At 33.9% G+C, this 24,377-nt stretch carries 14 protein-coding genes; 4 read left to right on the top strand and 10 right to left on the bottom strand.

Features of this window, described 5'->3' with window-relative positions; all coding sequences use genetic code 11:
• The first annotated feature begins 24 nt into the window (after positions 1–24).
• Positions 25–2,286, top strand: a complete 2,262-nt coding sequence (locus PC_RS00865) for an ATP-dependent DNA helicase (RefSeq protein ID WP_011174726.1) — start codon at positions 25–27, stop codon at positions 2,284–2,286.
• A gap of 382 nt (positions 2,287–2,668) precedes the next feature.
• Entirely contained in the window at positions 2,669–3,742 is a 1,074-nt protein-coding gene (locus PC_RS00860) for a CPn0927/CPn0928 family alpha/beta hydrolase fold protein (RefSeq protein WP_011174725.1), read from the top strand.
• Between the two features lie 12 nt (positions 3,743–3,754).
• On the opposite strand, the gene uvrB is transcribed toward PC_RS00860, so the two are convergent.
• The 9 genes from uvrB to PC_RS00815 all read right to left on the bottom strand — a co-directional run bounded on the left by uvrB (position 3,755) and on the right by PC_RS00815 (position 21,672).
• Positions 3,755–5,776: an excinuclease ABC subunit UvrB gene (gene uvrB, locus PC_RS00855; protein WP_011174724.1), complete on the bottom strand. Its 2,022-nt coding sequence runs from the start codon at positions 5,774–5,776 to the stop codon at positions 3,755–3,757.
• 236 nt (positions 5,777–6,012) lie between these two features.
• Positions 6,013–9,603, bottom strand: a complete 3,591-nt coding sequence (locus PC_RS00850) for a tetratricopeptide repeat protein (protein WP_011174723.1) — start codon at positions 9,601–9,603, stop codon at positions 6,013–6,015.
• A gap of 367 nt (positions 9,604–9,970) precedes the next feature.
• The gene (locus PC_RS00845; protein WP_011174722.1) at positions 9,971–13,384 is read right to left on the bottom strand and encodes a tetratricopeptide repeat protein; all 3,414 of its coding nucleotides are present in this window, start codon (positions 13,382–13,384) and stop codon (positions 9,971–9,973) included.
• Positions 13,385–13,753: 369 nt separating this feature from the next.
• On the bottom strand, positions 13,754–16,234 hold the full coding sequence (locus PC_RS00840; RefSeq protein ID WP_011174721.1) for a tetratricopeptide repeat protein: 2,481 nt from the start codon (positions 16,232–16,234) through the stop codon (positions 13,754–13,756).
• Between the two features lie 89 nt (positions 16,235–16,323).
• Complete coding sequence (gene trpS, locus PC_RS00835; protein WP_011174720.1) at positions 16,324–17,385, bottom strand: tryptophan--tRNA ligase; 1,062 nt, start codon at positions 17,383–17,385, stop codon at positions 16,324–16,326.
• Positions 17,386–17,404: 19 nt separating this feature from the next.
• Entirely contained in the window at positions 17,405–18,604 is a 1,200-nt protein-coding gene (locus PC_RS00830; RefSeq protein WP_011174719.1) for an amino acid permease, read from the bottom strand.
• A 22-nt stretch (positions 18,605–18,626) separates the two neighbouring features.
• The gene (locus PC_RS00825; protein WP_011174718.1) at positions 18,627–19,817 is read right to left on the bottom strand and encodes an amino acid permease; all 1,191 of its coding nucleotides are present in this window, start codon (positions 19,815–19,817) and stop codon (positions 18,627–18,629) included.
• A gap of 218 nt (positions 19,818–20,035) precedes the next feature.
• Positions 20,036–20,485 carry a hypothetical protein gene (locus PC_RS00820; protein WP_044044681.1) on the bottom strand — a complete coding sequence of 150 codons (450 nt, stop codon included), beginning with the start codon at positions 20,483–20,485 and terminating at the stop codon, positions 20,036–20,038.
• A 50-nt stretch (positions 20,486–20,535) separates the two neighbouring features.
• Positions 20,536–21,672: an FtsW/RodA/SpoVE family cell cycle protein gene (locus PC_RS00815; protein ID WP_011174716.1), complete on the bottom strand. Its 1,137-nt coding sequence runs from the start codon at positions 21,670–21,672 to the stop codon at positions 20,536–20,538.
• A gap of 209 nt (positions 21,673–21,881) precedes the next feature.
• Here PC_RS00815 and PC_RS00810 point away from each other — a divergent pair, with 209 nt between their 5' ends.
• Together PC_RS00810 and PC_RS00805 are read left to right on the top strand one after the other, a co-directional pair.
• Positions 21,882–22,631 carry a biotin--[acetyl-CoA-carboxylase] ligase gene (locus PC_RS00810; protein WP_052278617.1) on the top strand — a complete coding sequence of 250 codons (750 nt, stop codon included), beginning with the start codon at positions 21,882–21,884 and terminating at the stop codon, positions 22,629–22,631.
• 435 nt (positions 22,632–23,066) lie between these two features.
• The gene (locus tag PC_RS00805; RefSeq protein WP_011174714.1) at positions 23,067–23,531 is read left to right on the top strand and encodes a hypothetical protein; all 465 of its coding nucleotides are present in this window, start codon (positions 23,067–23,069) and stop codon (positions 23,529–23,531) included.
• A 53-nt stretch (positions 23,532–23,584) separates the two neighbouring features.
• On the opposite strand, the gene PC_RS00800 is transcribed toward PC_RS00805, so the two are convergent.
• Entirely contained in the window at positions 23,585–24,376 is a 792-nt protein-coding gene (locus PC_RS00800; RefSeq protein ID WP_011174713.1) for an iron-sulfur cluster assembly scaffold protein, read from the bottom strand.
• Position 24,377 lies beyond the last annotated feature (1 nt).

The following is a 24,377-nucleotide window of genomic DNA, read 5'->3' as shown; positions in this document are numbered from 1 at the left end:
GTAACCTTAGGCTCCATTTTTAATATGTCTCATTCTCAATTACAAAGCCGAGGTCTTCAATCAGAGAAAATTCTTTCACTTCTTAAACCTGATGGATTACTTGCTAATAGCTTAAAAGGCTTTGAATTTCGTCCCCAGCAACAGCAGATGATGACAAATATTATCGAGGCGTACAATAATGATTCGATTGCTCTCATCGAAGCTGGAACAGGAATAGGTAAAAGTCTAGCTTACTTGATTCCGGCTTTAATTTGGGCAGCACGTTTCAATGAACGCACTGTCATCTCGACCAATACCATTACTCTTCAGGAGCAGCTTTTATCAAAAGACATTCCAAACCTTTTAGACGCACTTGATTTGAATTTGAAAGCGGTACTTGTTAAAGGAATGCATAATTATCTTTGTATTCGTAAACTAGAAGATGTTCAGATGGAAATGAGCATTGTCTCTTCAGAAGAAGCCCAAGAAATTGAGAAAATTGAGGCTTGGCGCCAACAAACAGTTGATGGATCGCGCTCTTCACTTTCTTTCGCTCCGACTCATTCTGTTTGGGAGAAAGTTGGAGCAGAAAATGAAGCGTGCTCTCATCATGAATGTCCTCATTACCAGCAATGTTTCTTTTTTAAAGCTAGACGCCAAGCACAAGATGCGCACATCTTAATTGTGAATCACCACCTCTTATTTGCTGATCTTATGCGCCGAGCAGACACTGCCAATTACAGCGAAACAAGCATTCTTCCCACCTATCGCAGAATTATTTTAGATGAAGCTCATCATGTTGAAGATATTGCTACAGAATATTTTGCTTCACATTTACATCGTATTGAGTTGATGCGCACAATGGGTCGCTTAGGTTCTGAAAGGCATAGTCAACAACCAGGTAAACTTCCTATTTTAAAAGAGAAACTGCAACTTTTATATAATAAAACTCCACCGCGAGAAATTAGTCAAATCGTGATGCGCTTGACAATAGATTTACCTGCTCTTCGCCATGTCATCCATGAACAAATTAACCAAACATTTGATGCCTTTGCTCACTTTATTGAAGCGATCAAAAACCCTGCCTCTCGGTTATTAGGCGAAGAAGTGTCTTTAAATGAGCAGAAACTACGCATTTTGAACGAACATATGAACCACACAAAGTGGAAAGAGGAAATTCATCCCTCTGCTAGTCAGCTTATCGATTCTCTTAAAAACTATCGTCTAAACATTACTAATTTAGAGGCTGAACTTAAATTAATTGAAAATGAACGATTGCAAGAACAAACTAAAAGTATTCGGTTAGATATTCAAGGTCTTGCCAATCGGCTAGAAACTTCAATTTCTTTGCTTAATCACTTTATTTTGCCCCCTTCTTCACCCAATAAAGTGCGTTGGATCGAAGCTCACAAATTGAAATCTTTAATCAATGTACACTTAGTAGATGCAGATTTAGACATTTCGAAATCGCTAGCTGAATTTGTATTTAGCAAATTTCCTACCGTTATTTTATGTAGCGCGACATTAACTTCTAATCAACAATTTCAGTTTATTCGTAAGCGTTTAGGATTAACCGATAAGCACCTTCCTTATAGACAAATTGAAGAATATATTTATGATTCTCCTTTCGACTACCATAAACAAGCACTACTAGCTGTTCCCACGGATATGCCTCCCCCATCGCACCCAGATTTTAATTGGATTGCTTTTGAAAACATTTGGAAAGCTATTCAAGCTAGCCGTGGACAAGCCTTTGTCCTTTTCACCTCTTACTCTATGTTGCAACAGTGTGCGGAGAAATTATCAGCTCGTATGCATGAGCATGCATATGTCTTATTTAAACAAGGGGAAGAAGCGAGGCAGACGTTATTACATAAATTTAAAACGACAGATCGAGCCATTTTATTTGGTACAGATTCTTTCTGGGAAGGAGTGGATGTCGCTGGTGATGCACTTCGATGTGTCATTATTGTCAAACTTCCTTTTAGAGTTCCTACTGAGCCGCTCATTCAAGCACGCACAGAAGCCATTATCGAAAAAGGAGGAGAGCCATTTTTTGAATATTCCGTTCCTCAGGCAGTTGTCAAATTTAAACAAGGCTTTGGACGATTGATTCGCAATCAATGGGATCGAGGATGTATTGTCTGTTTAGATACTCGATTAGTTACAAAAGGATACGGAAAGCAATTTTTAAACAGTCTTCCTGCCTGTGAAAAAGTTTTTATTAATAGCGAGCAGTTGTGGGCAAAAATGGGAGATTTTTATCGAAAAACTTACCATTTGGTCAAACAAAATCCATTCTCCTAAGTCATCTAGGAATCAATCAGTATTAAAACTTAAGCCTTAGTGCAGCTTATATAGACTTGTTCATTGCGGTTGATGAAAATTTTATTCAATCGAACTTCAAAAAAAAGGTGGCTTATTCTGTCGATTGGATATTTTTAAAAATATACTTGAACGCTGCGGCCAAGTGCCTCAAATAATGGAAGGAGGAAAATGCAGCCCATACTATCAAAAAATCAGCGAAACTAGTTAATCGATTAAAAACTTCTATTATTAAAATAAAAAAAATTGAAATAGATTTTAAAAAATTAAATAATTTTTAACTATTAATTCATATTTTTTTTGAAATTTAATTCACTTTATTATACAATTTTTTTATTAAAAACAATTACGGAGACATAACAAAATGAATGGGCCCATCTCTTTTCAAACTAGACTGACAGGAAACCAAGCATTTTATGATCACTCTGACTACATAACATCTACTAAGGAAGACTTTAATTTCCCTCACGCTTTGTCTACTACTTATCGATGGAATGCGGAACATAAAATTATTCGAATTATTAAAGACGTTTTTTCATTAATTATTTTTCCCTTTACTATCATGCATATTATCGCCGGCAAAATAGCCCTACTTCCCGCCTCCTCTCCTACTTTACTTGAACGTTCAGAAAATTTTGCTCATAAGGTAAGAATGGCCATTGATCTCCAAAGTTCATGGAAATATAAACGTTTAACAATAAAAGTCGATGGCTATAAGATTGATGCCATGATCATGGGCCAAAAAGAAACGTTGCATAACGGAAGATGGGTGCTAGTTTCTAACGGGAATGCAGAATTTTATGAGACTAAATTGCTCGATGGACAATTCAAAAAACTTCTTTTTCAAATTAATGGTAACGCCATCTTTTTTAACTATCCGGGAGTCGGCGCCAGCTCAAATTTACCCAATAAAAATGCCATGACAAAAGCTTATCAAGCGCTCTTACGCTTTTTAGAAGATCAAGAAAAAGGAATAGCAGCCAAAGAAATTATTGGATATGGACATTCCATTGGAGCAGGAGTTCAAGCAGAAGCCTTGAAAGGCCACGCATTAAAATCAGGAATAAAATATGTCTGGGTAAAAAGCCGAACCTTTTCTGATTTAGCAACTACTGCTGGCCTCATTACCAATAAAGCCTTGGGGCTTTTAGTGAAAGTCATAGGATGGAATATTGATTGTGTAGAGTCTTCTAAAACATTACAAGCTCCCGAAATTATTCTACAAACAGCCTCTGTCGCTAATTATCAAGAATTGACGAATAGTTCAAAAATTATCTACGATGGAATCATCCCTGAAAATGCAACATTAGCTAAAGTCTTATTGGATCAAGGGTGCTCAATAAGTAAGAAACGTATTATTGGTGTCCCTGAATCGCACAATGAAGAACTAACTGAGCTTCAATATTTAGCAAATAGTATTAACCAAATGCTTGCTTAATCTTTGAGCCAATCAGGCCAATGTTAATTCGATTTGTTGATAACGCCGCATCTGATCTCGCCAATCTGCGGCTTCTTCAAATCGAAATTCTTTGGCCGCTTTTTTCATTTCTTTTTCGCATTCTTTAATTTTTAAACGCACTTCATCCAAGGTTAAATAATGATGCGCCTCTTCTGCTGCTTTAAAAATTTCTTCTTCCAGTTTGGTTGGATGAGTGACTTGATCTTCTTCAGATTCCATTAATACAGAAATTTCCCGTTTCACCGTTCGGGGTGTAATGCCATGCTGCTCATTATAACGCATTTGTAGAGCACGCCTAGATTCTGTGATTTCTAGAGTTCGTTTAATAGATTTAGTGATTTTGTCAGCATACATAATCACCCGACCTTCTGCATTTCGCGCCGCTCGACCGCAAGTTTGAATTAAAGAAGTTTCACTGCGCAAAAATCCCTCTTTATCGGCATCTAAAATAGCCACAAGAGAAACTTCAGGAATATCCAATCCTTCTCTTAAAAGATTGATTCCTACTAAAACATCGAATACCCCTAAACGCAAATCTCGAATAATTTGTACACGTTCAATTGTATCAATATCCGAATGAAGATATTTAGCTTTCACGTTTAAATCATTGAGATAAGTCGTCAATTCTTCCGAAAGCTTCTTTGTGAGTGTGGTGAGTAAAACACGCCCTCCTTTACTGACATGGGAACGGATTTCTGCTAAACAATCGTCTACCTGACCAGATGCAGGACGTATTTCAATGATGGGATCTAAAAGACCTGTCGGTCGAATTAATTGTTCGACGATCTCCCCTCCAGCTTCTTGAACTTCCCAAGCACCGGGTGTTGCAGAAACATAAACAACTTGATGAATCCGTCCGTAAACCTCTTCAAAGCGCAAAGGTCGATTATCAAAAGCAGAAGGTAACCGAAATCCAAAATCGACCAAAGTTTGCTTCCGTGCGCGATCTCCATTAAACATCGCATGGACCTGAGGAAGTGTTTGGTGAGATTCATCAATAACAAGTAAATAATCTGAAGGAAAATAATCTAATAAACACGGGGGTGGCGCACCTGGCTGACGCATGCTAAAATGACGAGAATAATTTTCGATTCCTTTACAAGTTCCCACTTCTTTTAACATTTCTAGATCGTACATTGTCCGTTGCTGAATTCGCTCTAACTCTAAATATTTTTTTTCCGTTTCATAAAATTGCCTTCGCTCATCAAGTTCTGCTCGAATAGTTTCCATCGCTTTTAACCGAATTTCTTCAGGCGTAACGTGGTGAGAACTTGGATAAATAGTAATAGAAGCGATGCGTCGTTTAACTTTACCTGTTAAGGGGTCAATTTCGCTGATCTGCTCAATCTCATCCCCAAACATTTCAACTCGAATGGCTAAATCTTCTTCATAAGCTGGAAAAATATCTAGTACATCACCTCTCACACGAAACGTTGATCGAATAAATTCGAAGTCATTTCTTTTATATTGCATTTCTACTAAATGGAGCAAAATATCATCTCGTCGTCGCATTTGTCCTTGAGAAAGTGTCAAATTCATTCCTCGATAATACTCTGGAGAGCCCAAGCCATAAATGCATGAAACTGAAGAAACAATAATTACGTCGGAACGCTCAAGGAGCGAGCGTGTCGCACTTAAACGCATTTTGTCTATCTTGTCATTAATCGACATGTCTTTTTCTATATAGGTATCTGTCCGAGGAACGTAAGCTTCCGGTTGATAATAGTCATAATAAGAAACAAAATACTCTACCGCATTGTGAGGAAAAAAAGCCTTAAATTCTTGATAAAGTTGAGCTGCTAAAGTTTTATTATGAGCCAAAATTAATGTTGGACGTTGTACCTTGGCAATCACATTCGCCATTGTAAACGTTTTTCCAGACCCTGTAATTCCCAAAAGAACTTGCGAACGTTTGTTTTGCAAAATGCTTGCCACTAGTTGATTAATGGCTTCTGGTTGATCTCCGCATGGTTCAAATTCTGTGTGTAATTGAAAAAGTTGGCTTGGATTCATAATTTCCTTAAATACCTATGCTTGGGCCCTTCTCTAAAAAATTAGAGATATTTCTAAAATAAGTGAAAATATCTATTTCGATATTTCTATACTCTCTTGATAAAATCAACAGAAAGAAACTTTAAATGGGAAAATAAAAAAATTATTTATTAGACAATAAATTTAAGGCATTTTCAAATTCAAAAGTAAGCATTTCTCTCTAATTGCCTACTTTTGCACGATGATCAAAATTTGAATTAAGGTAAATCTACTGCACAATCAAGTAAATTTGATTGTTTTCTTTTAAATTCCTGATATTTTTCATCTGTTTGATGTCGAGAAAGCTTTTCATACTTCTTATAATAGGACGCCGCCTCGTCCAATCTATTTAATTGATCTAATATATGAGCAGCCTCTAGATAGTAAGTAGATATATTCGTAGCATACCAGGTCCAAGATGTTTTTTCTTTTTCAATAATTAAAAGGAATTCATCCAAGGATTTTTCAAAGTTGTGTCTGTTTTTTAAATATTTCGCATAATCCAATCGCATGGGAATAGAATCGGGATTTAACACTAATCCTTTTTGGTAAAAAGCTTCGATTTCGTCTAATTTATTTAATTTTAGTAATTGGTTGGGAAAAATATTTTTTAAATCTAAATAAAGTTGCGCATCTGCTTTTTCCAGGGCTTGAGCTAATAAATCCGCGGATTTTTGAATTAAGAAAAATTGTTCTTCTTCTTTTAAATACTTTGACCAGTCATTGAGCATTAAACCATAACTTTTTATTAGTTGCGGTTGAGTCAGATAGGCATGTTGATAATATTCATCTTCTTTTTTAAAATAATTACAAATTTTATCTTCTTGTCCTGTTATGCTTAGCAAATTAAAATATCTACTTCGTAAACCAGAATGTTCTAAATAATTGGCTCGCATGTTGGAGTTATCCAATTCTATTTTGTAAAGCTCAATAAGAATATTTTGAATTTGAGTAAGCTTGTGTTCATCAGGATTAGCCCAATCTCTTAAATAATCCATGTAATATTCTAAAGAGTCTATTGTAGGGTATTTCTTGCAAAGTCTTTCTAAAAAGTTTTGAAGATCTTTTTGTTTATTAAGCTTTTGTAGTATCTCAATATATAAATTTTTTATGCCACTTTGCATGCATTCATCAGAAGCAGAGAGTAATCTGAAATAAATATTAGCTTTTTCCTCATCTGATTTGTCTGAAGTATATAAAAAAGTTCCATAAGATTGAAAATTCTCTACAGAAGGATATTTTTTACATTTAAATTTGTGCAAGGCTTCAACAGCAACGGTTCTATTATCGCCTCTTAAGAGACAATCTTCATAATCTTCTAACTGAGCATTCGATAGAATAGGTCGTACTTTTTCGTATAATCGAATCACTCTTTCTATCTCATTTTCATATTTTAAAATACTAATGATTCGAAAAATCGTGCTAGTATCTTGAGAATGATTTTGATCTAAACTTTCTGCATACGCTTCTAAATCGTCCCAATTTTCATTTTTTTCTAAAAGGTCCACATATTTAGCTTGGATTTTTGAAAGGTGAGGATGCAATTTTAAAATTTCTTTGCATTGTTCAATTGCTGTATTAAATTGATTTTTTTCTTCTAAAAAGCGCGCTAAAAACCATTTTAAAATGGTATTTTGTGGTTGCTCTGCTATTTTTCCTAATAAATAATTTTCACATGTTTCATCTACTTCTTCTCGTCTTATCCTGCCATTATTAATTAAAATATGGTGTAGTAAATACACATACTTGTCATACTGTATGTGATAATTTAAAGTTTTTTCCAGTTCATTCAACGCATCTTGCATTCGATCTTGGCAAGTTAACCATTCAATATATTCTTCATGAAGAAAAAAGTTGGGATTATTTTGTAAAAAAGTTTGATAATAAATTTCAATCTCCTTTTCTAGCTTCAACTCTTCTAAAGCTTCAATGTATTTTGCTCGGCTTTCTCTAGAAAGAGGTATGCCTAAATTGATCATCCTTTTATATTGTTCAACAGCCTCACTAGTTTTTTCAAAGTAGAATAAAGCTTGAGCATATTTCGTTCTTAAACATCCGTTTGTCGGCGCTAATTTGGCAGCTTTTCTAAATTGACTAAGGCATAAGTTTATTAGTTTTTCGTCAATGACATCTGCTTGTTGAATTTTGGCATATAATAAATATCCATAAGTGATTAAGTTTTGCGGATTGTCTGGTTGTCTTTTGATGGCTTTTTCAATTAACTTTACTTGTTGATTTTCATCTGAATTTTGGATAATTTCCGTGAGAAAATAATGATTATCTGAATCAATTTCAAATGCTCTCTGATATCTTTCAATAGCTTTTTCAGGCTGATGTAATTGATCGCAAGCAAATTTATACTCTTCTAAAAGAATTTGATCGCACGGTTGCAAATCCAAACCTTCTTCCAAAAAATGGAGAATTTTTTGTTGACTCGTTCTACAAGCTAAATGAGAATATGCAGCGATGCGAAGTTCAGTATTTTTAGGATTTATTGCTAAACCTTTTTGATAACGATGGATAGATTCATTAAGTGCATTTTCTGTCTCATCATGGAAGGATTTACCAAGAAGCTTTAAATTGTCAGGTTGTAAGTCTAAACCTGTTTGATAAATGACTTGAGCTTTTGCCGGGTCGATTACGGATAATAAATTTCCATAACGAAAATAAACTTCTACAGAGTCTGGACTAATCGCTAATGCTCGTTCACCATAAAATATTATTTTATCATTATTTGCATGCCAAAATTGGTTTTGCAAAAATTCTGCATACCTTAAAAGTAAATGCACGTTATTTGGCTGTTGGTCCAGACATCTTTGATAAATCTCTTGAGCCATTTCTTGAAGATATCTAGGCAATATATTTGCATAACTCGTGTGGAAGTCGATATTACTAGAATCGACTTGTGCGTTTTGGTACCAGTCCACCGCTTCTTGAGTTTGATTTAAATGCATTATCAAAAATTTCGCATATTTTAGAAGCAGAAGTGGATGATGCGGCTGCCGTTGTAAGCCTGTTTTGTAAATATCGAGTACTTCATCCCTAATTCTTTCTCCATCATCTAGCAAAGTAGATTTTGAATTTTTATAGCGTTTTATTAACAACTTTGCATACGTAATTCGCAGGTCTACATTGTCAGGATTTTTTTCTAAAGCTTTTTTGTAATCTCTTTCCGCCTCTTTATCTTCAACATCAAATTTAGCATGATTGAAAAGGAGAGTTTTACTGTTAGGCGCAAGCTTTATCCCTTCTTCATATAACTTTCGCAATTCTTTTGTGTGTTCTTCCCCTTGTTTTTTTAATACTTCCGCATATTCAACTCGCAAAGGAGCATTTTTAGGATCAATTTCTAGACATTTTTGATAGAAAAGGCCTGCTTCAAAATATCTTCCTTGCTTTTCAAGTTTCTTTGCTTCTTGCGCTAAAATGTTTGTGCCCAAAAAAGGAGGATATAGCGATGTTACTTGACTAACACCATTAAGCCCACTAACTTGTGAAGATCTACTAGTATCTTTCAAATAAATATTGGTATTTTTAGAACTATTCCAAAATTGACTCCAGGAATGGCTTAAATAAAAACGAAAAGAAGGAAATAATAAAGGTAACAATAGACAAGCAAAAGCCATAGCGGCAATTCCCTTGATGGCATAGGCTACACGCACCCATGTGGAAGAATTGGTTTTGATTTCCCCTATTTTAACATATGTATGGCCTTCATGAGTTTTTTTTGGAGGAATGACTGCCGTTTCTATTGGCTCGAATGTAAATTTCAATAATTGACTAAGATTATTAATAAACTCAGCAGGCATAAAACATCCTTAAAATATTAATAAAAATAATATTTTAATTTATAATTAATTTATTAATCAAAATATAAAAATATTAATTTTTCATATTTACATTCTTTAAGTTTTTGATCTCTTGCGACATAAAAAATTTTGCTTCAACCTCTTCTTATTAGTTACACGACTCCAGTTTGCCCGTAATTGAAAAAAAGTTGGTTTGGTTTTATAAATTCTTTACCTATTTGTTTCGAAGCTTCTAGCAATAGAAAGAAAACTTTAAGCAGAAAAAATAAGGGATGTATTCATCAGTTGATAGATTTGAAATGGTTTTGAATTTCAAAAGTAAGCAATTCTCTAATTGCCTACTTTTGAATGTTGATCAAAATTTGAATTAGGGTAAATCTGCCGCATTAGCTAGCAAATCTGATTTTTGTTTTTTAAATTCCTGATATTTTTGATCTTTATGATATAGACTAAGTTCCCCATATTTTTTATAGTAGGAAGCTGCCTCTTCAATTCTATTTAGCTGCTCTAACGTATGAGCAGCCTCCAGATAATAAATAGATATATCCCATACGTTTCTAGATGCTTTTACTTTTTCAATAATTAAAAGAAATTCAGTCAAAGCCCTTTCAAAATTTTGGTTGTCTTTTAAATATTTCGCATAGTGCGATCGCATGGGAATGGAATGGGGATTTAATGCTAGTCCTTTTCGGTAAAAGTTTTCTATTTTATCTAATTGATTTAATTTTAGTAATTGTTCTGGAAAGATATTTTTTAAATCTAAATAGAGCTGCGCATCTGCTTTTTCTAGAGCCTTGGCTAATAAATCGACCGATTTTTGAATTAATGAAAGCTTTTTTTCTCCTTTTACATGCGCTGACCAGTCAGCAAGCATTAATCCGTAATCTTTTAATAATTGTGGTTGAATGGTAGACTTACGTTCATAGTATCTATTTTCATTTTCAAAATAATTATAGAGTTGAGTTTGCTGTCCAGTTCTAATTAACAAACTAAAATAGTTTTGCCTTATTTGAGAATATTTTGAGTAATTTTCTCGAACACTGGAATCACTTAATTTTTCTTTGTAACAGTCAAGCAGCTTATTTTGAAGTTGAGTAACCTTGCGTTCATCAAAGTTAGGTTGTACTGTTAAATAATTAATATAATGCTCTAGATTGTCAATTGTAGGATATGTTTGACATAAATCCTCAAAAAATTTTTGGATTTTATCTTGTTGATTCAATTTTTCCAAGACAGAAAAATAATTTTTTTGAAGACTTTTACTCTGTATGCTTTCAGCATTAGTTCGTAATAATCTTAAATAAATTTCAGCTATTCGTTCCTCAGGTTGTTTATCAATTAGAAAACATCCGTAACTTTCCAAATTTTCTATCGTCGGATATTTTTTGCATTTAAATTCATGCAATGCTTCAAGGGTGGTTCTATCATCGTGACCTCTATAGAGAAAATTTTCATAATCATTTAACTGAGCATTTGATAAAACAAGTAATATTTTTTCATATAAGCGAATTACCCTTCCAAATTCATCTTCATCTTTAAAAATGTTGATGATTTGAACAATCATACAAACGTCTTGAGGATGATTTTGATCTAAACTTTCCGCATACACTTCTAAATCATCCCAGCTTTCTTTCTTTTCTAGAAGCTCCACATATTTAGCTTGAATTTTCGAAGCATGAGGATGTAATTTTAAAATTCCTTTGTATTCCTCCACCGCTTTATCAAACTGATTTTTTTCTTCTAAAAAGCGCGCTAAAAACCATTTTAAAATGGTATTTTGTGGTTGCTCTGCTATTTTTCCTAATAAATAATTTTCACATGTTTCATTGAATTCTTCTTGCGCTATCTTACCCCTATTACTTAGAATATCGGTTAATAGATGTATATACTTATCATACTGCATTTGATAGTTTAAAGTTTTTTCCAATTCATTCAACGCATCTTGCATTCGATTTTGGCAAATTAACCATTTAATATACTCTTCATGAAGAGAAAGATCGGAATGATTTTTTAAAAATTTTTGATAATAAACTTCAATCTTGCTTTTCTGATTCAATTTTTTTAATATTTCAAAATACTTTGCACGCATTATATCAGTAAGAGAAAGATTCAAATCTAATATCCTCTGACATTGCTCTGCTGCTTCCTCATATCTTTCTATCTGTTGTAATATTTCCGCATAAAACAATACCACATCTAGGTTTGTCGACGCCAATTTGAGAGCATTTTTAAGTTGGCTGAGACCTAAGTTTTGCATTTTTTCGTTGATGGCAGTACTTTGGCGGCTTTTCCCGATTAAAAAACCTCCATATAGGAATAAAATTGGTGGATTTTCCGGCTGTCTTTGAACGAGTTTTTCAATTAATACAAGCCTTTGATTTTCATCTATAAACTTGATGAATTTGAAAAAAAACTTATTATTATCCGAATCAATTGCAAATGCTCTTTGATACCTTTCAGCTGCCTTTTCAGGGTAATTCAATCTCTGACAAGCATTTTCATAGTTTTTTAAAAGAGTTTGATCACAGGGTTGCAAATCTAAGCCTTTTTCCAAAACAGAGAGAGATTTTGCAGGGTCTATAGAAGATAATAAATTTCCATAACGAATATAAACTTCTACAGAGTTTGGGCTAATCGCTAATGCTCGTTCACCATAAAATAATATTTCATCAACATTTATATCCTGAACACAATCTCGCAAAAACTTCGCATAACTTAAAAGTAAAAGCGCGTTACTTGGTTGTTGGTCCAGACATCTTTGATAAATCTCTTGAGCCATTTCTTGAAGATATTCAGGCAATATATTTGCATAACTCACATGAAAGTCGATATTGCTAGAATCGATTTGTGCGTTTTGATAACAGTCCACCGCTTCTTGAGTTTGATTTAGTTGCTTTATCAAAAATTCTGCATATTTTAAAAGCAGAAGTGGATGCTTCGGTTGCCGTTGTAAGCCTGATTTGTAAATATCGAGTACTTCTTCTTTAATACTCTCTCCACCATCTAGCAAATCAGATTTGGTATCTTCATAGCGTTTTATTAATAATTTTGCATAAGTAACTCTTACCTCTGCATTGTCAGAATTTTTTTCTAAAGCTTTTTTGTAATCTCTTTCCGCCTCTTCATCTTTAATGTTAAATTTAGCATGATTGAAAAGAACGGTCATATCATTAGGTAAAAGCTTTAGCCCTTCTTCATACAGCTTTCGCAATTCTTTTGTGTGTTCTTCACCTTGTTTTTTCAATACCTCCGCATATTCAACTCGCAAAGGAGCATCTTTAGGATTTCCTTCTAGAAATTTTTGATAGAAAATAGCAGTCTCGAAATACCTTCCTTGCTCTTTAAGTTTCCTTGCTTCTTGAATTGAAATGGTCGCGTTAGAAGAAGGCACATCCGTCACAGGAAGGTCAGTTATTGATTTAGCCTTATTGAGTCCACCAATTTGTGAAGATCCATTACTTTCAGTTGCAGGTAATAAGATTTCTTTTAAATAAATGCTGGTATTCTTAGAACTATTCCAAACTTGACTCCAAGAATGGCTTAAAGAAGAACGAAAAGAAGGAAATAATAAAGGAAGTAATAGACAAGCAAAAGCCAGGGTGATAATTCCCTTAATGGCATAAGCTACACGCACCCATGCGGTAGAATTGGTTTTGATTTTCCCTATTTTAACATACGTATGACCTTCATGAACTTTTTTCGGGAGATTGTCTTTATTTTCTAAATGCGAGTATGGAAGATTTAATAATTGGCTACGATCATTAATAAACTTGGCTGGCATAAAATATCCTTAAACTATTAAGATAAAATAGGAAGTTTATTTTAAGTCTAAATTATTAATCAAATTAATAATTTATTAAGATTGATAATTAGATTTTTTAGATTTTTTTAGCTTTTTTGTAAATTAAGAGTAACTTTGTTTTTTAATTTTACTTATCAGTTACCCAACTCAAGTTTGTCTGTAATTGAAAAAATAGGTTTTTGTTTTATAAATTCTTTGCCTATTTATTTCGGTAATTCTAGCAATAGAAAAAAATTTAAGCAGAAAAATAAAGCATACATTCCTTAGTTGATGAATTTGAGATGGTTTTAAAGTTTAAAGTAAGCAATGTGAAAATTGCTTACTTTTTTATGCTAATCAAAACTTGAATTAGGATAATTCTGCTGTATCGGCTAGTAACTCTGTTTTTTTATTTTTAAATTCATAAAATTTTTCCAAAGCATTTGGGTCATGGGCATCATCTTGAAGAAAATTTTCATAAATTTCTAATTGCTCATCCGATAGAATAGGCAACATTCTTTCAGATAATCGAATTACTCTGGGAACCTCATTTGCATATTTAAAAATATCCTTAATCAGATACAGAATCCGAGCATCTTGAGCTCGGTTCTGGTTCAAACTCTCTGCATATGCTTCTAAATCATCCCAGTTTCCATTCTTTTCTAAAAGCTCTACATATTTAGCTTGAATTTTCGAAGCATGAGGATGTAATTTTAAAATTTCTTTGTATTGCTCTATCGCTTTATCAAACTGATTTTTTTCTTCTAAAAAGCGCGCTAAAAACCATTTTAAAATGGCATTTTGTGGTTGCTCTGCTATTTTTCCTAATAAATAATTTTCACATGTTTCATCTATTTCTTCTCGTGTAATCCTAGCCCTATTACTTAGAATATCAGTTAGTAGGTGCATATACTTGTCATACCGCATTTGGTAATTTAAAGTTTTTTCCAGCTCATTCAGTGCATCTTGCATTCGATCTTGGGAGATTAACCATTCAATATATTCTTCATGAAGGGAGAGTTCGAAATGGTTTTGTAAAATTGTTTGATAACAAACTTCAATCTTACTTTCTTGATTCAACTTTTTTAAAGTTTCAAAATATTTTAATCGCATTTCATTAGTAAGAAAAAAATCTAAATTTATTATTTTCTGATATTGCGCTGCTGCTTCCTCATATTTTCCTAGCTCTTGTAATGCCTGAGTGTAAATGAGTATGAGAGTTATATTCATTGGATCTAATTTGAGAGCATTTTCTAATTGACTGAAAGCTAAATTTTGCATATTTTCGTCGGCAACACTATTTTGGCGACTTTTCTCGATTAAGAAATATCCGTATAGGCATAAAATTAGCGGATTTTCCGGCTGTTTTTGGATGAATTTTTCAAACATTGTAAGCTTTTGACTTTCATCTATATAATCGGTAAAATAATCGATAAATCTGAAGAAAAGCTTATTATTATCTGGATCGACTTCTAGCGCTCTTTGAAATCTTTCAACAGCCATCTGAGATTTTTGCAATTGTTTGCATTTATTTTCATAGTCTTCCAAAAGAATTTCATCGCAAGGTTGCAAATCTAAGCCTTCTTCCAAAATTAAAAGAGCTTCTTCTCTGTTACTATCCCAAATAAAATTTACATACTGTATGCGTAGTTCAGCGTTATTGGGATCTATTGCTAAAGCTTTTTGATAAATGGCTTGAGCTTTTATTGGGTCTAATCGAGATAATAAATCTCCAAAACGTAAGTGAACTTCTACGGAATCTGGGCTCTTTTCTAATGCTGTTTCACCATAAGCTATTATGTCCTCACTGGCTACCCAACAGAATTTTTCCAAAAATTCTGCAAATTTTAAGAGTAAAAACGCATGGTGCGGATATTGCTGTAAACATTTTTGATAAATTATTTGAGCTTTGATCGGATTTTTTGCACCTAATATATCTGCATAACTCATGTGAAAGTCAATATTGCTAGAATCGATTTGTGCATTTTCATAACAATCCTCTGCTTCCTGAGTTTGATTTAAATGCTTTATCAAAAATTTTGCATATTTCAGAAGTAAAATTGGATGCTTCGGTTGTTTTTTTAAACCCTCTTTATAAATATTATGCACCTCATCCTTCAAGCTATCGCCATCGTCTAGCAAAACAGATTTTGAATCTTCATAGCGTTTTATTAACAACTTTGCATACGCAATTCTTAATTCTGTGTTGTCAAGATTTGTTTCAAATGCTTGTTTGTAATCTCTTTCAGCTTCTTTATCTGCAACATCAAATTTAGCATGATTGAAAAGAATGATCATATTATTAGGTGCAAGCTTTAGTCCTTCTCTATATAGCTTCCGTAGTAAATTTTTTGCTCCTATACCTTGCTTTTTTAATACCTCTGCATATTCAACTCGCAAAGGAGCATCTTTAGGATTTACTTCTAAAGATTTTTGATAGAAAAGAGCCGCTTCAAAATATCTTCCTTGTTCTTTGAGTGTCCTTGCTTCTTGCGTTAAAATAGTTACCTTAGAGGAAGATTCATTTGTTGCAGAAGAGGCTAATAAAGCTTTTTTTAAATAAACACTTATATTTATATGGCCTTTATAAGCTATTTTCCAGGAATGGCTTAAAGAAGAGCGGAAAGAAGGTAATAATAAAGGAAGAAGGAAACAAGCAAAAACCAGGGTGGTAATTCCCTTGATAACATAGGCTACGCGCATCCATGCGGAAGAATTAGTTTTGATTTCCCCTACCTTAACGTAAGTATGACCCTTATGAGTTTTTTTTAGGAGATTGCTTCTATTTTCTAATTGTGAAAATGAAAGCTTTAATAATTGGCTACGATCATTAATAAACTCTGCTGGCATAAGGCCCCTTGAATTATTGATATAAGCAAGTAAATTTAATTTATTAACAAATAATTAATCAAATTAATAATTTATTAAGTTTTATTTAGTTATCCTTGAAGCTTTTTTTTCCGATCCCTGGCCACGCGAGAGATTTTATTCCAAGTACCCATCAACCCCATCGCGCTTCGCATTTCTTTGATTGTCGCTTGAGAAATGTCATGCATCTTTTCTGTTCCCTCATAAATAATTTCTTCAACAAGTCCCCTATCTTCTTCAAAAATTTTCCGTTTTTCGCGAATCGGATCTAAAAATTCATTAATCGCAATAATCAATTTTTCTTTTACTTCTACATCTCCTACCCGCCCTTCCCGATACCGTTTCTTAAGATCTTCAATTTCATCTTGCCGACAGTTAAACAACGTATGGTAAATAAAGACTGGATTGCCTTCTACTGTTCCTGGCATATCTGCGCGAATGCGATTCGGGTCTGTAAACATTCCTTTAACTTTTTTCTCAACAGATTTTGCATCATCTGCCAGGAAAATTGTATTTCCTGCCGATTTGCTCATTTTCCCTTTACCATCTGTTCCCACAAGAGTAGGAGTTTGACTTAATAACACTTCAGGTAAAGGAAAGACATCTCCATAAAATTGATTAAAGCGTCTCGCTATATCACGTGCAAGCTCAATGTGAGCTTCGTTATCTTTCCCGACGGGAACTAAATGAGCCTTTGGCATTAAAATATCGGCTGTTTGCAATATAGGGTAACCAATAAGACCAAATGGCATATTGTCATTATCTAGATGAGCATTTCGAGCCATTTCTTTGAGACTTGGCAAACCTATTAAACGATTAAGTGAAATGAGCATCTCAAAAATTAAATTCATCTCATAAACGGCAGGAATAGCGGACTGAAGATAAATCGTCGACTTCTTGGGATCGATTCCACACGCCAAATAGTCTATCACCATTGTCCGCACATTTTCACGAACCTGTAGAATTTCTTCTTTAGAAGGTTTTGTCGTCAACGTGTGAAGATCAGCAATAATAAAATAACATTCATAACTATCTTGTAAAGCAATTCTATTTTTTAAGGAGCCGACATAATGTCCCAAATGCAGAAGACCTGTTGGACGGTCTCCTGTTAAAATCCGTTTTTTTTCTGTCATATGATATATTCCGTTTATCCTACACTTTATTAAAAATTTCCATTCCAATCACGCCTAATGACACAAGTAATGCTAAGATTAAAGCTATTTTGCCTCCAGGAGCTTTAAAAGTTGAAGGCAATTTTAAATGATAACGTCCACGCCAAACCATTAAAATAGGAATCAAGCCAAGTAAGGTAACAACTCCAAATGCCCCAGCGTATTCTAAGGCATTTAAAAACGCCCGTGGATCTGTTAAAGTTAGAAGAAGAGGAGGAATAAATGTCAGTAAATAAAGAACAAATCTTCCTTTATTTGATTTTTGAATTTTCAATCCGTCAGATAAAAAATCTCGCAAACTCAATGAGACCCCTAAAAATGAAGTTAGAATGGCAAAAAGGGAAAACAACCTTGCTAAAAGAGAAAGTTCAGAGTGTTCAAGTAATTGACTCATTAAAGTGGCCCCATCTAAACCTTTTTCATATCCCATTAACAACCCATTTTCTCCCTGCAATGGAATAATTCCAAGTGTTAGCAATTCCCAGCTAACGTAAATCAAAAGCGGGATTGCACCGCCGATTAAAATGACATTTCTAATTTGCTTGACATCTCGTTTCAAATAGTCAGTCAGGGTAGGAATAATAATATGAAAACCAAATGAGGTTGACACAATAGGGACTGCAATCCAAAGCGCATCCCACCTTTGATGTTTTAAAAGAATCGGTTGTATATGAGATGATAAAAAGAAGACCATGCAAACATAAGTCAAAACTAATCCGCCCATCAAAATTCGATTAACATAATCTACTGAACGAGCTCCTTTATAAACAAAAAAACCAAAAATTCCCAACAAAGGAAGAGGCCCTATCCAGCTTGGCAGATTCCATTCAGTAACTTGCCTTGCAAAATCAACAATGATATGACCTCCCCCCGCTACATACGCAGTTGTCAATGTATATAAAAGGAAGAGGTAAATCATCCAACTAATCGCTTGTCCACCTCTTCCAAGCGTTTTTTTAGCCATCGTAATCAGATTAGTATGCTCTCCCATCCATAAGTTAACCTCTAACATCAAAAGGGCTGTGAAAGTCATAAAAACCCAATAAATCACAAACAGAACAATCGAAGGAATAAACCCTGCAAATCCTGTTACAATTGGAAGAGCGAGCATCCCTGCTCCTATTGTCGTTCCAGCAACAAGGAGAATACCGCCTAATAAACGATATTTATCATTGGTCATTTCGCTACATCCTGAGTATTTATTAAATAAGTTGAAGGGCCATAATCCATAGAGAAAATAGAATGACGCCAATTAAAAGTGGCCTCCCTCCGGGAACAATTTGAGGTAAGTTAATCTTTTTTGTATAACGACCTTTCCAAACCATGAGAGCCGGCAAGATACCAAAAAGAATCACGGCTCCAAATCCTCCAGCATAATTTAAAGCCGACAAAAAAATCCTAGGGTAAACTATAGAACAAATAAGTGGAGGAACTAGTACAAGTCCTGCTAAAAACATTTTACCTCCGGCAGTTTTTTGAATATTTAATCCATCTGCTAGAAAGTCAACAAAACTAATAGCTACGCTTAAAAAAGAAGTGACTATTGCAAAAAAAGCAAAACCTTGTGCAACATCGAGAATCCAAGAAATTCCTACCACATCTTTTAAAGCTTCTGTTGCTATTTCCCCTTTATCTAAAGCTTCTTTAAATTCTCCAAGAGGAACCAATCCTAAAATCAACCATTCCCAAGCTAAATAAATCACTAAAGGAATGGCGCTTCCAATCAAGATAGCCTTTAAAAGAGTTTTTCGATCGCTGTTAAGATAGGTTGTTAAACTAGGGATCAAATTATGAAACCCAAACGAAACAATAACTGCTGGAAGAACTAAAGTCGCGGCATTCCAATCTTGATGTTTTAAAAGAGAAGCATCTATATAAGGAATTCCCGTTATCATTAAACAAACATAAGTCAAAATTAACCCACACATTAAAAATCGATTAAACCAGTCAACAGCCCCAATACCTAAATAAATGAGCACTCCAAAAAGTAAGCAAAACAAAACACTTCCTAACCCTTGGGGAAAAGAGTGATTGAACCCTTGTTCAACTAAATCTGAAACTAAAGATCCACTTGCCGCTACATAAGCCACCATTAGCGAATAAAAAAGAAAAAGAAAAACAAACCAACTCACACCTTTTCCTACTTCTCCCAAAGTTTTTTCTGCCATCGTAATAATACTAATTTCTTGGCCAAACCATAAATTCACTTCTAACAACAGAAGGCCTGTGCAAACCATAAAAGCCCAACAAGTCATAAACATGGCGACACTAGGGATAAAACCAGCCATTGCGCTCAACACTGGTAAGCCTAACATTCCAGCTCCAATGCAACAACCAGCCACTAATAAGATTCCTCCTAAGAGACTTCCCTTTTGGGTTGCATAAGTTTTCATATCTACCTTGTTTATGTTTTTTATTGATCACTTTAAAAAAGAGGGAAATGCAAAAGAATGGGCATTAACGCCAAGCAAAGAAAAAGAAAGGAAAAAATGTGTACAAATGAAATAAGAGCATCATTATTGAATCGAAAATTTTTTTTATCGTTATATTAAATCACAAATGTCTACATTTTTTTTAGAATTTGGAAAAATTTTATCAAAAAGTTTGTTTTTTATCCATTTGAAACTTCTCCCTTATACCATATCAATCCTTCAATAATCGTTCGAAATTGATTAGAAGATCCATACTCAGCATGTAAAAAATAATCTCCGTTGTCTTGCTTTTCATAAACCTCAAACCCTTCAAAATTATTATTACCTTTAAACTCCCAGGCAACTGTATTGTCTTGTCGCAAACCTTTTCCGTTTACTTTTCCTGCGAATTCATTTTCAAATGAAATTTTAAAAGAATGAGGATGAATATTATAAAACGCAAAGGTATTAGTCACAGGTTCTTCAATTCCTAGCATTTCAACAATTTGTACAGCTCGAATGAAATCTATTGACTCTTGAATAATATGCCATCGTGTATAAAATTTGATAAATTCTTGCGAAGCACTAAAAGTAATTTTCCCTTCTCCTAGCCATAAACCTGGGGTAAAAATAAATTCAGGTTGAGTCATTGAACCTCTAAAATTAAAAATAAATTTGTCAGTCAAATAGTTATCATTTATTAAAACATAAACCTTCGGCTATAAATACTTTGTAAAATTCCTAAAGCCATCATCGTGGAAAGAATAGAAGAGCCACCATAAGTCACCAAAACAAGAGGTACCCCTGTAATTGGAAGAAATCCACACATCATTCCAATATTGACTAATATGTGCATCGCTAAATAAACAGTCACCCCAGCTGATAAAAGCCTCCCAAATGGATCTTTAGCAACTGCACTTACTTGAAAACTAAAATAAATCAAAGCGTAGTAAAGAACCATTAATAACAGCAATCCCAGCAAACCAAACTCTTCCCCGAAAGCTGGAAATACAGAATCTGTATAAGGGGCTGGAAGCCACCCCCTACCGCTAAACTCACTTTTTCTCCATCCCGTCCCTGTGATTCCCCCCAATGCAATAGCAGTAGCAGCCGCTTTTTGATGATGAGTGGCAGGATCAAGTCGATCGAATTGATAATCTTTTAGTACTTTTGTTGCATAAGGACGCAATGTTTCATGGGGTAGAACCCCTAAAAAAATCATTGCAACAAGACATAATCCCAGTCCTCCGCAAATTGTCATTGCTTTAATAATCGAAGGCCTTAAATCTCCAAAATAAAACATCACAAGTGTAATGGGAAATAAAACTAAAGCAGTTCCCAAATCAGGTTGTTTTAAAATGAGGATAAATGGAATTCCCACGATAATCGACGCATAAAAAGCAGTTCCCCAAGAATCGGCGACTGATCTACGTCTTTCTAAAAACCAGCTTAAAGTAATCACAACGACAAACTTCGCATACTCTGAAGGCTGAAAACTGATATTAATAAAAGGAATACGATACCAGCGATTCACTTTTTGAATCGAATCAGTAAAAAAAAGTCCTACTAAAGAAATTAATACTAAAACGTATAAAATCCAGGTCCATTCTCGTAATTTACGATAGTCAAAGCCCGCAAAAAAGAAATAAACAACAACTCCAATTGCGAACCATTGAAATTGAGATTTTACGATAGGTGTGACAAATAACTCTTCCGCATGATCTGTTGAAGGGTCAATTGTATAAGATGAGACAACTAACAAGCTGATAATCATCAGACTTAAAATAACGGGAATAACCCTAAAGTCTAATCGAGCAAGATAACGAGGACTCCACATTTAAATATCACTATATAAATCGATAAAGTAGTAAGATATCACGAAAATAGGTGAATCCACAAGGCAAATCATTTATTATGATAAAATGCTAGATTAAACATAGTTAATTTTTTGAAAATTTGTTGGCTTTTTGAGTAAAAATAATTTTATCAAAATGCTTATTCCGAATTTGCTCTATTTTTAATGATCATCTATTTTGTAAAAACCTCATGAAATCATCTTGCTTGCATTACCATTTTGAAACCATAGGTTCCACCAACACTTGGGCAAAAGAAAATGTGGATCAAATAGATCCTGAGGGTGTCACTCTCATTTCTGCATCCGAACAAACTTTAGGAAGAGGTCGCTTTAAAAGACGCTGGCAATCTCCTATTAATCTAAATATTTATGCAACTTTTTGTTTTTATATTGATTCTAATCGTTCCGATTTTGGACATCTTCCACAACTTTTAGCTTTAGCTGCCATCCAAGTTCTGGAGGATTTAAATTTTCATCCAGCTTTAAAATGGCCTAACGACATTTTGCTCAACGGAAAAAAAGTCGCGGGAATTTTATGTGAAACAATGATGTTAGAGCAAAAACGGTATATGATTAACGGCATAGGACTAAACGTTAATATGCCGACAGAGCTGCTTAACAAAATTGATCGGCCTGCCACTTCTCTTTTTAAAGAGCGAGGACATGAATTTGATCTTAATATTCTTTTAAAACAATTAGACGTCAAGTTTACAAGTTATTTATCTCATTTTCTAAAGCATGGTTTTGATGCATTTTTTCCTTCTTTTCAACTACGTTCAACCTTTAAACAAGGTCAATTTATTCAATTTAACCACAATCAAACCCTACTTGAAGGAATTTTTGAAAGTTTACATCCAGATGGCTCAGTACAAATTAAATTATTGGATGGAACTTCAAAAAAATTTTATTCTGGAGAATTTATGTTTGAAGATTTCATATAAATTTTATAAAGACATTAAAAACTAATTAAATAAAAGTTTTATTTATAATAAACAAAACAAATTTGACAATTTAGTTATTTAAGAATAAAATATTTTCTTGAAATAAGATAGATGTGACTTATGAATTTTTTTAACAGATTTGTATTCGACAGTTAGTCACATGAAAAAAAGAATTATTGGTTTAAGTGGGCAATATTATTTATCTAGAAGTTTGGTTAAAATAGCTAGCGGCAGTGCTTAATTTAGTAAAAGCGACTGTTAAAGCGGCATTTATAGAATTAATAAGTGTCAGTCTCAATTTGTATGGTCTTAAGAAACGATTTTTTTAAAATAGAACAACCAAATGAGATTACTTTAAACAAGTTTTTGTTAAATTTTTTTGTCAAAGTTGATTTGAATTAAATTATTATTAATAAAGAAATATGATGAGGTATTATGATTCAAGGGTTTTATAACACTGTAGTGGCAGATGTTGAATATTTAAAGGTTTTCTTTCAAAAAAATCCTGAGCAAAGGTCATTTGATCTGAAAGTGAATTTGATAGCACTACGTTTTTTAAGTTTAGGCTTAATGGCTGTCGGTGTAATTAGAACATATACAGCTCTAACTTCAGCTTCTCCAGCAATTTTTAGAGCTGTTAGTGGATTTTTTGTTTTTGCTATTGGACATGATTTGTTTGTCATAAGTCAAAATATGACAAAAGATGATGAAAATAAATTTGTCGGTTTTACAAATACCCTTATGAGTTCATTGAGAGATCTCGGCCATGCATTTAATGGCAATTCTCAAAGAGTTGGAGAAGGAAGGGTATCTATTTTGACACGTAGAACATTTTTCCCCTCGTTTTGGAATTGTATTCTTCAAAATTCTTTTTCTACAAATACCCAAACTTCGAGATAAATTCAATTAGGATTGAATGAAGTAGAATTTACGAAAATCCATCGCAAATTCTACTAATGGTGATGAAAAGTGGATAAGTCTGGTATTACCATAAGGCTTGCATGTAGCTTAGCCCTTATTATCTGTTGAATATAAGATAATGTTGTTCCTGTCGCCGAAAAACAAGAAGTGCAAGAACCTTGATACGCAATATGAAGTTCCCAATCATTGACTAAATCTAAAACTACTACTCCTCCAGCATCTAACTCAATATAAGGTCGTACATCTCGATCTAATACTTCTTCAATCAAATTAATTTTCTGTTTTAAAGAAAGCTCAATCCATCCAGGATACCCCCCTTCTAAAACTTCTCCAATATCCAAAGGAGTCGGAGAAGCCACATAGCTAGAAGCAAGAGGAATGTCTAAACATTTTTCTGCCGCATTTTCCATCGCCCCTAAAATAATATTTAAATGTGGTGATGCCTCTTTAGGAAAAGCTGCTTCATCGGGTTTATCTCTTACTTGTTTATCGAGGAGATCTACACTAATTCGCTTAGCTTGATCATAATTTTTACCGATCACAAGTTCACATGCAACTTCAGCAGCTCCGATAAGTGCCGATTGTCCATAAGCTTGAAATTTAGCATCAACAATAATGCCATCATCGGGGTCGACAAGCCAATATAAAATAACAGAATTACCATCTGCTAATTTTCCTTCCCGCCCTTCAATTAAACGCATCGCTCTTTCTTCTGATTGTTCTTTATTAAAAAAACCCATACATCGTGGTTTATCAATTTTAGCTAGTAACTTTTTGCTATAACGTGTCCACGGAAAACTTTGAGTGAGTGTTTGCAAAGTCATA

The organism is Candidatus Protochlamydia amoebophila UWE25 (genome assembly GCF_000011565.2).
GTDB lineage: Bacteria > Chlamydiota > Chlamydiia > Chlamydiales > Parachlamydiaceae > Protochlamydia > Protochlamydia amoebophila.
Note: the sequence above shows the minus strand (reverse complement) of the source record. Positions and strands in the feature narration are given on the sequence as shown.

Excerpts from the sequence above, each read along its gene's own strand:
- PC_RS00820 (WP_044044681.1), bottom strand. The coding sequence starts at position 20,485 with ATGACTCAACCTGAATTTATTTTTACCCCAGGTTTATGGCTAGGAGAA.
- PC_RS00860 (WP_011174725.1), top strand. The coding sequence starts at position 2,669 with ATGAATGGGCCCATCTCTTTTCAAACTAGACTGACAGGAAACCAAGCA.
- trpS (WP_011174720.1), bottom strand. The coding sequence starts at position 17,385 with ATGACAGAAAAAAAACGGATTTTAACAGGAGACCGTCCAACAGGTCTT.
- PC_RS00815 (WP_011174716.1), bottom strand. The coding sequence starts at position 21,672 with ATGTGGAGTCCTCGTTATCTTGCTCGATTAGACTTTAGGGTTATTCCC.
- PC_RS00825 (WP_011174718.1), bottom strand. The coding sequence starts at position 19,817 with ATGAAAACTTATGCAACCCAAAAGGGAAGTCTCTTAGGAGGAATCTTA.
- PC_RS00865 (WP_011174726.1), top strand. The coding sequence starts at position 25 with ATGTCTCATTCTCAATTACAAAGCCGAGGTCTTCAATCAGAGAAAATT.
- PC_RS00845 (WP_011174722.1), bottom strand. The coding sequence starts at position 13,384 with ATGCCAGCCAAGTTTATTAATGATCGTAGCCAATTATTAAATCTTCCA.
- PC_RS00800 (WP_011174713.1), bottom strand. The coding sequence starts at position 24,376 with ATGACTTTGCAAACACTCACTCAAAGTTTTCCGTGGACACGTTATAGC.
- PC_RS00810 (WP_052278617.1), top strand. The coding sequence starts at position 21,882 with ATGAAATCATCTTGCTTGCATTACCATTTTGAAACCATAGGTTCCACC.
- PC_RS00805 (WP_011174714.1), top strand. The coding sequence starts at position 23,067 with ATGATTCAAGGGTTTTATAACACTGTAGTGGCAGATGTTGAATATTTA.
- PC_RS00850 (WP_011174723.1), bottom strand. The coding sequence starts at position 9,603 with ATGCCTGCTGAGTTTATTAATAATCTTAGTCAATTATTGAAATTTACA.
- PC_RS00840 (WP_011174721.1), bottom strand. The coding sequence starts at position 16,234 with ATGCCAGCAGAGTTTATTAATGATCGTAGCCAATTATTAAAGCTTTCA.
- PC_RS00830 (WP_011174719.1), bottom strand. The coding sequence starts at position 18,604 with ATGACCAATGATAAATATCGTTTATTAGGCGGTATTCTCCTTGTTGCT.
- uvrB (WP_011174724.1), bottom strand. The coding sequence starts at position 5,776 with ATGAATCCAAGCCAACTTTTTCAATTACACACAGAATTTGAACCATGC.